The following is a 12674-nucleotide window of genomic DNA, read 5'->3' as shown; positions in this document are numbered from 1 at the left end:
CATAAAGGTTATTCATTTTACACTTCAGTAAAAATTTTAAAGTCTTTATATAAACTACACAACTATATTACTTCGTATGGAGTTCTGATTTATGACGGCCTTTTCCAGTAAAAAAAGCCCCTTAACAGAGGCTTTTTTTATACTGTTCTATTAATTTGTTCGTTGACTGTCTCTTTCAAAGACTTTATTAAGTTTTGGCTGTCTTCTTTTGAAGAAGTTTTGACTCCGTAATAGAACTTGATTTTAGGCTCAGTACCTGATGGTCGCAGACAGAACCAGCTGTCATTCTCTAAAATGAATTTAAGAACATTGGCTTTAGGCAGCTCAATTACTTCTTTATCACCTTCTGTCGTAAGTCTTTCCGAAGTGGAATAGTCCTCCACAGCCAACACTTTAAGACCTCCAGCATTTTTAGGAGGGTTACTCCTGAAGTCATTCATAATTTCTTCAATTTGCTCTGACCCGCTTTTTCCTTCCATAGTCAGGGATTGCAGGTCTTCTAAGAAATAACCATGCTGTTGATATAGCTCTTCCAGCGCCTCGAGAAGGGTCATGCCTTTGGATTTCCAGTAGGCAGCCACTTCTGCTGATAGAACTGCAGCCTGTACGGCATCCTTGTCCCGGGCAAAATCTTTAACTAAATAGCCATAACTCTCTTCATACCCGAATAGAAAACTGTGTTCACCAGTCTCTTCGTATTCTTTTATTTTTTCACCGATGAATTTAAAACCTGTCAGCGTATCAAGACTGCTTGCCCCATAATGGTTCGCTATCACTCGTCCGAATTCTGATGTGACTATAGTCTTAATGACTATTCCGTTTTTAGGGACTTGTTCAGATTGAGAAAGCAGATAGTCAATCAGAAGTGCACCTGTTTGGTTCCCTGTCAGGACTTGATACTCTCCTGATTCATCTGGAACAGCAACTCCCAATCGATCTGCGTCAGGATCTGTAGCAATCAGGATATCAGACCCTAACTCTTTACCCTTTTTGATCGCCATTTCAAATGCTTGATGTTCTTCAGGGTTAGGTGAAGCTACAGTAGAGAATTCAGGGTCGGGCTGAGCTTGTTCTTCTACCGTATGAACGTTCTGCACACCCATGCTTTGCAATCCTTTTTCAACAAGCATTTTCGCTGTTCCGTGTAGCGGGGTGAACACCACACTTAGATCTTTTGCGATCTCAGATATTCTTGGGTGAACATGGACAGATTGTAAAGCATCCAAATAAGCTTTATCCACTTCTTCATCTATCCATTTCAGAAGTCCTGAGGCTTCAATTTCGGATTGTTCAGCCACTTCGACCTCTAGTTCATTCTCTACTTTATTAACCATGTCGATCACAGTGGAAGCCTCGTTTGGAGGAAGCTGTCCACCATCGGAGTTGTATGCTTTAAATCCATTATATTCAGGGGGATTATGACTTGCGGTAACTACTACACCTGCTGCAGCCCCTAAATGGCGGACAGCGAAAGATAATTCAGGTGTAGGTCTCAAGGAAGAAAATACGTAGGATTGGATACCATGGCGACCAAGGACTTTTGCTGTCTCAATTGAGAACTCTTGGGACATATATCTGGAATCATAGGCAACTACTACACCTTGTTCTTTGGCATTTTTGCTTTCCACATAGGCGGCTAGTCCTTCTGCGGCTCGGCGGATGGTGTATATGTTCATACGGTTTGTTCCTGGTCCAAGTTTTCCTCTCATACCACCAGTACCGAATTCTAGATTCTTGTAGTAGGCATCTTCTAAAGATTGTTCATCTTGTTGTAAACGGTCGAGTTCCGTTCGAAGTGCTGGATCTAAATCAGCAAAATTGTTCCAACGCTCAAATTCTTGGTTCCAAGTCATATCATCATCCCTTTACATTTTATTTATGTAGTGGTTTAAATTATAACATAAAAAGGTAAATTCAAGAGCCTTCTGTTGCAAAAAAAGAGCAGAAATCTGCTCTTGAATTATGCTTGCAGCTGCTGGATCATTCTGTTAATAACCTCTTCAGAAGATGACAGTTCTTCAGATTCTGTTTGTCGAAGAATATTCTGTAGTAATTCTTTCAAATCTTCAGCTTTCGTCATTGTGACCACCTTTTCTTCATTTCTTTATCTATTATTTAAATTCCATTGATTTCTTACGGCTTCTTTTTCTTATGAAGTAGATAAGTGAGAGCCCTGCCAAGCCACCGATAGCATCTAAAATCACATCTCCTATGTAAGGCGTACGATTAGGTGTAATGCCTTGATGGAGTTCATCAGCTATTGCATAGAAAACAGTTAAAAGCCACGCTGCCATCATGGGATGCTTCACCTTGTGTTGAGCAAGGCCTAAATTTAAAAGGAGAGTCAACACAAGAAAAACTCCAACATGTGCTCCCTTTCTAATAAAGAACTCGATAAAACCCTCTACCCCGTGTGTGGCGATACTAACCATATTCTGGTCATACGTAAAGGAAATCCCCTCCAAATAAGGGGCTAGCCATTGCAAATTAAAATATTCCCCAAGTAATGGCTGGACGTTCTGTTCTTCATAAGGTGTTGACGAAGAATAAAAAATGATTCCCATCCATAGAATAGAAGGAATCCAGTAGACAATTTTTCTCATTATTTTCCTCACAATTCATAATCTATGTATATATTAACATATTTCGTCAATTATCTATATATTTTTTCTATTCACTATATTGATAGTTTTGAAAATACTAGCAATATATCTTAAGTGTTCCACTAACCGAACTTGTTCAGGTACATTCGATTGATCCACTCTTTTACGCCCATATAAGCGCAGCGCATAAGTTATTTCATAAATTCCGTGGGTGCTATCCAACCTCACCCTTAGCGGCTGTTGAGACTTCCTTCATTTCTGTACGATAAGTAAACATCCAATCACTTCTCCTACAGCCCCCTAATTCCACTATATCTCGAAACCAATACTTCAAGGTAAGTGAGCTTATACAAATATCAACACGAAAATTTAACAGCACCCTCAATTAAAAACTCGACCTTAACTGCAGGTCGAGCCAGTTTAAATACTATGAATATGTTTGCAGCTTTTGACGAAATTCTTTTGGACTGATTCCTTCCTGCTTTTTAAAAACCCTCGTAAAATAACTTTGACTGTTATACCCGAGCAAAATACTGATTTCCATTAAAGTATAAGGGGTGTTACTTAACAATTCTTTTGCCTCTTTCATCCGTTGTTCGTTTATATACTTTGTAATCGAGGTTCCGGTATCCTTATTAAAAACACTGGATAGATAATTGGGGTTCACTTTTAATTCATCTGCTATACTTTTCAAATTGATTTCTTCTGTTAAATGATTATAAATGAAGCTTTTAGCACGTTGCACTAGAGGAGAAATATGGCTGGATTGGTTTCGTTGTTTCATAACCTTTAAATAAGATTGCACAATCGTTGATTCTAATTTTATCAGTTCAGTAAGGGTTTCTTTTGATTCAAGATAGTTTATATAAAAGTCATGTAAAGAGAAAGCTTCCCCCTTTGCGATGCCTTCTTCAATGGCTATCCTGGTCAACTTAGAAACCAATGTAATGATATTATTTTTTGCAGAACGAAGCTCATCTCCATTACCTAATGGAAATAAAGCGGATTTACGTAATTGTTGATATTCATGCAGGGCTTTTATATTTCCTTCTTTGAAGTAGCGATTGAAATTTTCATTTAGCTCCAGCAAGTGCTGAGAGTATTTTGCGTTCAAATGGTTACTTTTAAAGTTTCTATAGTCAAGGATTTCTTCTGAGGGAATTTGTCCAATTGAATGACTTTCAGTTCTCCCAGGAAGTAATGATGTTAACAGGCGCTCTGTTGACTCTAGTTTCTGCCTATTTACTATAGTAAGAGTGGAAAAATATTTCACCGTCTCATCCTCATATGAAAAATCCATTCCGTTAAGGATCAGCATTTTTCTGATTTTCAGTTTCTCAACTTCTTGTAATAAGTAAGGTCCCATGCTTATAAACGTAAACTGGCCTAAGTTATTTTGAATGGGATAAATAAAAAAATATTGAAAATAGATATCTTCAAACAATTGAAGCTGAAAAGGAAAATGTTTGCTTTCCCTTAAGCAACTGTACAATTTTTTCTGAAAGATCTTTGGTGGTTTATGAACTGTATCGGGAAAGTGGTGGATCATTTTTTCGTTATGGTTAAACATGAAGATAGGGACACGAAAAGTAATTGAACAATCTTTCAGCAGTTGAACTAGTTCATAGTGAGTCGATCTCATCCAATCCCCCTCCTATATATTAAATATAATCGAATTTAAAAAAAATAGCATCAGCTGTCAGCTGATGCTTATATACTATATTTTTTCAGATTGTAAAAATTCTCTAATTTCTTCTACTGACAGTCCCAGGTTTCTTGCTTCTTCGATTAACTCCACCCATTCAACATCCAATGTCTTTACATCAGGAAACGTCTCCATCAATGGTGAACCTCCCCGCTTGAAATGAGGATAGCTTCTACTTATCAGTATGTAAGTCTATCCTCTTACCCTTATCCTTTATTACTACGACTATTATACATCCATTTTCTTCTATAGTTTTGTAAATAATTCATATTTTTTTAACAATTCACTAGTAAATTTGGATTTACTCTAAAAATAAATTGTAAAAATAAATCGAATATGTATATAAATGGTTTCACCACAAAAAGCGGCTAAACATGATATCTTTCAGCCGCTTTTTATGAAAGTCTTTCCCATGATCGGTCATAAGAGCATCTCCTGGCAATTGCCCTACTATATTCTTTTAGACAATAGCTGTCATAATCAAATCTGTGAATATGCTTCGTGATGGTTAACTCACTATTTCCTTGGATTGTATATATTATAATAACCGGGTGCTGCAAAGAATCATAAAAGAAGATAGGGTTGAGACTTCTAATAAAATCTTCGAAAGGCCAAGCTCCCAGTACTCGCAAATACTTTACGAAAGCATCATCGAGAATTCTTATATAACTCCACTTTTCTTTGAAAGAAGGACTGTATTTATTCAACTCATAAAAACAAATGACTGCCTGTAAATAAGAAAGAGGGGATTCGTCTCCATAAATCCCCTTCATTACATCTTCGAATGTCCTATTAGAAGTATGTCTTGCGTACACCATCCCATCTTCACTTCTTATCTCATAATAAGGCTTGATAAGAAGCTGAGAGAACTGCTGGACCACTGTTTGTAAATTAAATGTCACCCCTTCATGAAATAACATAGGTGGAAGTGGCCCAGTTCTGTAATTAGGTTGGGCGGCTAATCTTGTAAAATAAACTTTCCCCCTCATTAATAGCATCACCTCTTACTTTAAATTTGCCCGTTTTATTGATTATTTGCTCTTGGTTGATCGTTTTCCTGGGTAAGCAAGTCTTCTAATGGAACATCTAACGTGGCAGCTAACTTTCTCATTACACTCAAAGAAGGATTCTTTTGCACGCCTCTCTCAATATTACTAATGTAAGACTTCGAAACACCTGATAAGTTGGCAAATTGATTCACTGACAAATCTCTACCTAACCGGAGTACACGTATTCTTTCACCTATTGTCGCCATTTAAATTCCCCTTTCTTTATACTACACCTGAATGTTCTTAATAAAGAATATTTATTTAAATTATATCGGAATGACTCAGAAATTGAAAGAATTTTTTTCTTAATAAAGAACAATACGATGCATTTATTACTCCTGAAAAATAAAGACTATACTGAGACAAAAAAAAGCTAATCACCAAATTCATTTTGGCAATTAGCTTCATATTCATAGGCTTGTTCTATGTCATAAAGGGTTTTCTTGAGAATACATATCGTTCCAAGTCTGCGTCAATTCCACAAATGTCTTCTTATCAGAACAATCAATAGCCTTATCTATTAACCTTCTTAAATTCTGTTTCTCTAAATAGGATACGATACTGTCAATTTGGTCTTCACTCTCTTTTACTTCGTCAATAATTTCCGCTTCATACGGAGAAGTAATGGAATGAAGATGAGTTAGGAACTCCGGCAGTTTCAGCAGATCTGCAACAGAAATATATACGATGCGCTTCCCTCTCTGGAATACAAATATATCAAACACATTATGAACACGCTTACTTTTCCGATCAATAATAATCTCACGCGACTCCATAGGGATAAACTGGTATAATTCGTCATCAATGAACAAGGAAAAATACTGGTAGGCAAGAACGATACGAATAAAACGATTATCTTCTTTCACGTAATATGGTTTAAGCATTTTTATATTTAACATTACGCCCACCTCCTGTTAATCTGAATTTTCAGTATTTTACACTATTATCCCTTATTTCTCTGTAAAAATAAAGTCTTTTACGTAATTTATTGAGTGAATATCTTCCATTTACAATAATAAAAAGCTGCTGGAAAAACAGCAGCTTTTACGTTACTCACACGTTTCGTTATTAGGGAATAATGTACGGAAATGATTCTTAATGGCATTGATTAACTGATATTCTGTCCTTAGGTTTTCATTTTGTACTTCTAAAAAATTATGTATGGCGATCATACCTTCTTTGAGAAAAACATCCTCTTTTCCAATCCCCATTTCTCCTATGATTTCTGTAATTAAACTTTCATACACCTTGCGTGATTCAAAAAACTTTTTCACGTTCTAACCTCCTTTGGAATTAGGTATTTATACTTACTACTTTTACTTATATAGTAAGTTTTCAGATTAGTCAATGTGCTATTAAACCGTAAAGATAGAAAAAAGTCGGTTTTTTATGTCGAATAAGGAGTTATTATGGCATTTATTGCATTTTTTTGTTGAATTTAATCGAAACATTTTCAAAAATAAAATAAGATTTTCAATTTATTAGAATCATGTCATTTTATCACTAAGGTCAGGCAATCTCCTGTACTTTTCTCCAGACGGGTAAGGGTCCAGCAACTCCCAGAAAAATGAACAACAATAACCTTCAATAAACTTCATATTTAAAATAATATAACTATAGGTATAAATCTCTCGTATTTACCTTGTACATCGTATGGCTTTCCGTTACAATGTCCATTACAAACAAAAATATGTATATATCAAGTGGACAAGGAGTGTGAACGATGAAAGATACAATTACTGTTGGTTTACTAGGATTAGGCACCGTTGGAACGGGTGTTATTGAGATTCTTGAAGACCACAAAGAAAGTATTCAACATAAAACCGGGAGTAACGTCATTATTAAAACAGTCCTTGTGAATGATATGAATAAACCCCGTGATCTAAAAAATTCCTCAGCGCAACTTACAGATCGTTATGAGGATATCACGCAGGATCCAGAAATCGATGTCATTGTAGAAGTCATGGGTGGAATCGATCACACTTTACAAATATTGATGGAAGCCATTGAAAACGGCAAACACATCGTTACAGCTAACAAAGATCTAGTAGCGCAGCATGGCGAGAAGCTATTTGAAGCAAGCCAAAGAAACCGTTGTGACTTGTTTTATGAGGCAAGTGTAGCTGGCGGAGTACCTATTGTACGCTCTATATTGGACGGGCTTTCTTCTGATAGAATTCGTAAAATGATGGGGATTGTGAACGGAACGACGAATTACATTTTGACGAAGATGTCTAAAGAAGGCGTCGATTTTGACTCCGTGTTAAAAGAAGCACAGGATCTTGGATTTGCTGAAGCTGATCCCACAGCTGATGTAGACGGGCTAGATGCAGCAAGAAAGATGACAATACTGTCCATTCTAGGCTTTTCCATGCCTTTCAATTTAGAAGATGTCGAAGTCAAGGGCATCCGTGGATTATCATTAGCGGATATCGAGTATGCTGAGCTTCTTGGCTATTCTGTAAAACTGATTGGTGTTGCTGAAAATGACTTAAGTGGTGTATCTGTCAGCGTAGAGCCTACATTACTTCCAAGTGAGCACCCTTTATCTTCTGTAAACGACGAGTTCAATGCTGTTTATGTGTATGGAGACGCTGTCGGAGAAACGATGTTCTACGGTCCTGGGGCCGGGAAACTTCCTACTGCAACGGCCGTAGTTTCAGATTTGATCGCTGTTATCAAAAGCTTGCGACTGGGAACTTCAGGATCAGCCTACGTTCAGCCACAATTTCCAAAACAAGTGAAAGCTAAAAAAGACCAAATGACTAAAAAATATTTACGGCTGCACGTCCATGATCAACCAGGCATGTTAATGGATTTGACGAAAATCTTTGCAGAGTACGGTATTTCATTCGACCAAATTATTCAGCGTGAAGCAGATAAAGATGACGAACGTGAGCTTATGATGATTACTCATCAGGTAAGTGAAGAGGATTTCCAAAAAGCCTATAAAGATCTGGAGTCACTATCCTCCATTCGTTCAGTAGACAGTGTTTTCCGTGTAGAAGGAGGAAATTGACGATGTGGAAAGGTTTATTAGATAAATATCCTGATTTATTGCCGGTAACACCAGAAACTCCTTCACTGACTTTACATGAAGGAAATACACCGCTTTTGCCGATCCCAACCATTTCCAAAGAACTAGGAATCGAAGCTTATGTCAAAATCGAAGGAGCCAACCCCACCGGCTCATTCAAAGACCGAGGAATGGTGCTGGCTATGGCTAAAGCCATTGAAGCAGGGTCAAAGGCTGTAATTTGTGCTTCTACAGGTAACACTTCCGCTTCTGCTGCAGCTTTTGCCGCTCGTGCAGGGTTGCGATGTATCGTAGTTATTCCAGATGGTAAGATTGCGGAAGGAAAACTTGCACAGGCCGTGATGTATGGAGCCGAAATTTTCTCCATTAAAGGTAACTTCGATCAGGCGTTAAACATCGTTCGTGAAATTGCTGAAAAAGAACCGATTACACTCGTCAATTCTGTTAATCCTTATAGAATAGAGGGACAAAAGACGGCAGCTTTTGAAGTATGTGATGTACTAGGTGATGCTCCTGACTTCTTAGCGATCCCAGTAGGGAATGCCGGAAACATTACAGCTTACTGGAAAGGTTTCAAAGAGTATCACGAAGCTCATGGCACGAAACTTCCAAAAATGCTTGGCTTTGAAGCAAGTGGTTCTGCTGCCATCGTTCGTAACGAAATCATTGAAAACCCGGAAACATTAGCTACAGCAATCCGAATCGGCAACCCGGCAAGCTGGCAGCCCGCTCTAAAAGCAGCTGAAGAATCTAAAGGTCAAATCAACGAAGTAACTGATGAAGAAATCGTTGAAGCTTATCAGTGGCTGGCGAGTACAGAAGGAGTTTTTGCTGAACCTGCTTCATGCGCATCGCTCGCCGGCACTATAAAAAAAGTTAAGGACGGAACAATTCCTAAAGGCTCCAAGGTTGTCCACGTATTGACAGGCAACGGACTTAAAGATCCTGTGACTGCTATTGAGAAAAGTGCCATCAAACCTACTGTTATTGAAAATGATCTTCAGCAATTTAAGGAAGCAGCTGGTGTTAGCTCATGAACTGCTTGACCATTCGTGTCCCAGCCACCTCAGCAAATCTGGGGCCAGGATTCGATTCAATCGGTATGGCGCTGACTCAATATGTAATCCTGGAATGTGAACGTGCAGAAGAATGGTCGTTCGTCTTACAAGAGAAAGACGTACCTTTCATTCCTAAAGGTAAAAGTAATTTAATTTACAAATCAGCTTTGTTTACTGCTAGCCGATTCGGTATTGAAGAATTGCCTCCTCATCAAATTACAATGACAAACGATGTACCTATCGCAAGAGGACTAGGAAGTTCTTCGACCGCAGTAGTCGGCGGAATTGAGCTCGCCAATCAGATTCTTAAACTGGAACTTAGTGATCAGGAAAAGTTAAAGATTGCTTGTGATATTGAAGGACATCCTGATAATGTCGCCCCTGCCATTTGCGGTGGCATCACTGTTTCAAGCTATGATGGTACAGAACTTGAATCCGTTCGTTTCTCCAAAGGGTTGGAACCATTGACGTGGATAGCTGTCATCCCTGATTATCACGTGGAAACAGAAGAAGCTCGCGCTATACTCCCAACTCAAATGGATTATAAAGGTGCGGTACATGCGAGCGGAATGGCGAACGTTCTTGTTGCCGCACTAGCGGAAAAAGATTGGGATCTCGTTGGAAGAATGATGAAAAAAGACAAGTGGCACCAGCCCTATCGCAGCGGTTTAATTCCTGATTTCCCTCACGTATCCAGAGTACTCAATGATCATGGATCTCTAGGTCATTATATTAGTGGAGCAGGCCCAACAATGATCGGACTTTTTAAAGACGCTTCTGCTAAACAAATGGACTCGTTAATGGATGATTTACCCGACTACCAAGTAAAAATTCTTCACGCCGACTTACATGGCGTTACGTCTACTAATACAGCGGCTATGAACCAGTGAGCTCATTTCACTGGTTCATTTTTTCATTCTTCGACTATTAATCTTACAGAATATCGAATAATCAAAGGAATTGTTTAATTATGGGGAGAACTAATACTATAAAAAAAATCGATTGTTGTATAGAATATAAGTAATGATTAATAAAGGAGTTAAGATTATGAGTAAAAAGAGTAAACAATATGATTATGATTTAACTGAAGTAAAAAGGTTGATTGAAGAAACTGACAAAAACTACCGCGAAATTTCTAAAGATACTGGCTGCCCGTATGCAAGTGTTGTTTATCATGGAAGAAAAATCCGAGGACGCGTCAATCGCAGCCAATATGATATTGTGGCTGAAGTTCCATCCTCCGTTCCTTCGCCTACTGCAGAAGAATTGGATCAAATGCCCTTATTCGGCGGCACTACATTAAACATCTCAAGAAATAATATTTCCATCCATGATGCAGAATTTGAAGCTGCCCGCATGATCCAAGCTGCCAAAGCTCTTGGGTTAAGTAAAATTAACATCACCATAGAAAAATAACTAGTAAACGTTCTAACAAAGCTTAGAACGTTTTTTATTTAACTGGTACAAAATGTTGTTGACAGGATGCTGGAAACACACTTCCCCTATACTCTCACGTAAATCTCAAGACTGGCTAGACCTGGATAAGTCGATAGCCAGGTTTGGCTGTCTTACCGTTCTCCTGCAGAAATTCCCCTTATATGATATATGGTCCATCCCCTTAATCACCACTGAACTGTGACTGAGCCTCTTTATTACATAGATAAACGTTCACGAAGAATTCTTCGCGCATGCCTCCCCCAATTTTTGACTGAGTCTTTAGAAACCTTTTCCAAACTTGCAATTTGTTCTACGGATAAATCATGGATGATGAAATAATAGACCCATTTCCATTGGTTTTGTGTAAGTAAGGACTTTACTTGCTCCCATAAATGATGATCCTCTATGTAATCTTCAGTTAACAGGCTGGTGGTTGCGGAGGTTTGCTGTAGATAATTTAACTGGTGCTTTTGTTGAGTGGATTCTTTGCGGATTCGATCAATAAGAGCATTGCGTATTTTCCAACTTAAGAAAGTCGAGAACTTCCCTAACTCTTTGTCGTATGACTCATAAGCTTTCCAGAGTGCCACCAATCCTTCCGAGAAATATGTCCCTTCTGAATCATTAATTCTTAAACTGTGAATATGATAATAGATCAAGCGTTCATTTTCCTTAACTACGCGTTCAAAATTCAAATGTTCATTAGACATAAGGTGATCCCCCAACTATTCCAAATTTATCCTTCCATAGTTATAATCGTTGAAAACCCTCTTTTTGGTGTCAAATTGTTTAAAAAATTAATTTTTCATAGTAAATTAACCATTTAAAATTGAAATTTAAAATAATTTATGTAATTTTCAGAAATTCATTTCTTTTTTTACAAAATTAAGTAATAATATAAATGCGCGCAAAAAACAGTTGAATATTCAATTAGAATTGAGCTTATTCGTGAATGAGTCACCTTCATCTTTTGAAAGTTATCGGGACCTTGTTTATTACACACTAAATCGCTTGAATGTTCCTCTTCCTTATGAAGATTTAATTCAGGAAGCCTATTTCATTTATGTCCAATGTATAGCTCGTTATGACCCGTACCGTTGCAAATTTTCAACGTACTTCACTCATAAACTCCTCTATTTCTTTAAGTCATACTTAAGAAATGATCAACGCGCTTCACCCCTTTACATCGAACGAGAGCTCTCAATTGACCCCTCTCTTGATATCATTCTGCTTCATGATATTTATTCCCATTGCCGCCTTACGTCTCTTGAACAAACTGTCGTCGAATTGACGCTTGAAGAGTATACAATCATTGAAATATCTGAAATCACTAATAAGAGTGAGTCGACAGTGAAAAGAACAAGAAAATCATTGAAGAATAAACTAAGAAGATACGTGTTGCAGTAAGTATCAAACGTTTAATCCATGGGAGACAGGGTATTAAATAACAACCCATAAAGGAGGGGTAATCAGATGGAACGTAATGCAAGCGACTCCATCCCTTTAGCTCATATTTGGCTCGATAACACCCCCACCTCGTATACCCACGCCTTCGTGGAGCGGCTATCTTACGAATGGATGATCGAAATCATTAACCCCCACCCGATTCCATTGATCGAGGATAAAGAAATTATCCAGCAGATTTCATTTAAACAGATTGACGGCCAGGCGATCTCTAATGCTGATATACAATCCTTTGAAATGATGGAAGAAGAGGAGGTCACTGTTTATCGCTTCTTTGTATACCCTCAGGAAGGATAATGGGATGCTTTTTCAGCAAAGCAT

Annotated in this window: 15 protein-coding genes; 6 read left to right on the top strand and 9 right to left on the bottom strand. The window is 38.0% G+C overall.

Features of this window, described 5'->3' with window-relative positions:
- Nucleotides 1-137: 137 nt before the first annotated feature.
- The 8 genes from O2Q26_RS10040 to O2Q26_RS10005 form a co-directional block, all read right to left on the bottom strand.
- Entirely contained in the window at nucleotides 138-1853 is a 1716-nt protein-coding gene (locus O2Q26_RS10040; RefSeq protein ID WP_289215781.1) for a phospho-sugar mutase, read from the bottom strand.
- A gap of 258 nt (nucleotides 1854-2111) precedes the next feature.
- Entirely contained in the window at nucleotides 2112-2603 is a 492-nt protein-coding gene (locus O2Q26_RS10035) for a VanZ family protein (RefSeq protein ID WP_289215780.1), read from the bottom strand.
- Nucleotides 2604-3030: 427 nt separating this feature from the next.
- The gene (locus tag O2Q26_RS10030; RefSeq protein ID WP_289215779.1) at nucleotides 3031-4245 is read right to left on the bottom strand and encodes a helix-turn-helix domain-containing protein; all 1215 of its coding nucleotides are present in this window, start codon (nucleotides 4243-4245) and stop codon (nucleotides 3031-3033) included.
- A 75-nt stretch (nucleotides 4246-4320) separates the two neighbouring features.
- Entirely contained in the window at nucleotides 4321-4443 is a 123-nt protein-coding gene (locus O2Q26_RS10025; protein ID WP_289216024.1) for an anti-repressor SinI family protein, read from the bottom strand.
- A 260-nt stretch (nucleotides 4444-4703) separates the two neighbouring features.
- Entirely contained in the window at nucleotides 4704-5297 is a 594-nt protein-coding gene (locus O2Q26_RS10020; protein ID WP_289215778.1) for a hypothetical protein, read from the bottom strand.
- A 35-nt stretch (nucleotides 5298-5332) separates the two neighbouring features.
- Nucleotides 5333-5563 (bottom strand): helix-turn-helix domain-containing protein, encoded by a 231-nt coding sequence (locus O2Q26_RS10015; RefSeq protein WP_289215777.1) that lies wholly within the window; start codon nucleotides 5561-5563, stop codon nucleotides 5333-5335.
- A gap of 222 nt (nucleotides 5564-5785) precedes the next feature.
- Complete coding sequence (locus O2Q26_RS10010) at nucleotides 5786-6256, bottom strand: hypothetical protein (RefSeq protein ID WP_289215776.1); 471 nt, start codon at nucleotides 6254-6256, stop codon at nucleotides 5786-5788.
- Between the two features lie 150 nt (nucleotides 6257-6406).
- Nucleotides 6407-6631 carry a hypothetical protein gene (locus O2Q26_RS10005; RefSeq protein WP_289215775.1) on the bottom strand — a complete coding sequence of 75 codons (225 nt, stop codon included), beginning with the start codon at nucleotides 6629-6631 and terminating at the stop codon, nucleotides 6407-6409.
- Between the two features lie 449 nt (nucleotides 6632-7080).
- Between O2Q26_RS10005 and O2Q26_RS10000 the strand changes: the two genes are divergently transcribed.
- The 4 genes from O2Q26_RS10000 (at nucleotide 7081) to O2Q26_RS09985 (ending at nucleotide 10868) form a co-directional block, all read left to right on the top strand.
- Nucleotides 7081-8376: a homoserine dehydrogenase gene (locus tag O2Q26_RS10000; RefSeq protein WP_289215774.1), complete on the top strand. Its 1296-nt coding sequence runs from the start codon at nucleotides 7081-7083 to the stop codon at nucleotides 8374-8376.
- 2 nt (nucleotides 8377-8378) lie between these two features.
- The gene (gene thrC, locus O2Q26_RS09995) at nucleotides 8379-9431 is read left to right on the top strand and encodes a threonine synthase (protein ID WP_289215773.1); all 1053 of its coding nucleotides are present in this window, start codon (nucleotides 8379-8381) and stop codon (nucleotides 9429-9431) included.
- Entirely contained in the window at nucleotides 9428-10342 is a 915-nt protein-coding gene (thrB, locus tag O2Q26_RS09990; RefSeq protein ID WP_289215772.1) for a homoserine kinase, read from the top strand. Before thrC ends, thrB begins: the two co-directional genes overlap by 4 nt.
- Nucleotides 10343-10499: 157 nt before the next feature.
- The gene (locus O2Q26_RS09985) at nucleotides 10500-10868 is read left to right on the top strand and encodes a hypothetical protein (RefSeq protein WP_289215771.1); all 369 of its coding nucleotides are present in this window, start codon (nucleotides 10500-10502) and stop codon (nucleotides 10866-10868) included.
- 236 nt (nucleotides 10869-11104) lie between these two features.
- Here O2Q26_RS09985 and O2Q26_RS09980 read toward each other — a convergent pair whose 3' ends face one another.
- Entirely contained in the window at nucleotides 11105-11599 is a 495-nt protein-coding gene (locus tag O2Q26_RS09980) for a sigma-70 family RNA polymerase sigma factor (RefSeq protein ID WP_289215770.1), read from the bottom strand.
- Nucleotides 11600-11837: 238 nt separating this feature from the next.
- Here O2Q26_RS09980 and O2Q26_RS09975 point away from each other — a divergent pair, with 238 nt between their 5' ends.
- A complete protein-coding gene (locus tag O2Q26_RS09975; RefSeq protein ID WP_289215769.1) occupies nucleotides 11838-12296 on the top strand; it encodes a sigma-70 family RNA polymerase sigma factor in 459 nt (152 codons plus the stop codon).
- Between the two features lie 66 nt (nucleotides 12297-12362).
- The gene (locus tag O2Q26_RS09970) at nucleotides 12363-12650 is read left to right on the top strand and encodes a hypothetical protein (RefSeq protein WP_289215768.1); all 288 of its coding nucleotides are present in this window, start codon (nucleotides 12363-12365) and stop codon (nucleotides 12648-12650) included.
- Nucleotides 12651-12674: the final 24 nt, after the last annotated feature.

The organism is Halobacillus campisalis (assembly GCF_030345335.1).
In the GTDB taxonomy this organism is placed as follows: Bacteria; Bacillota; Bacilli; order Bacillales; family Halobacillaceae; genus Halobacillus_A; species Halobacillus_A campisalis.
This window is presented reverse-complemented; position numbering and strand designations above follow the sequence as displayed.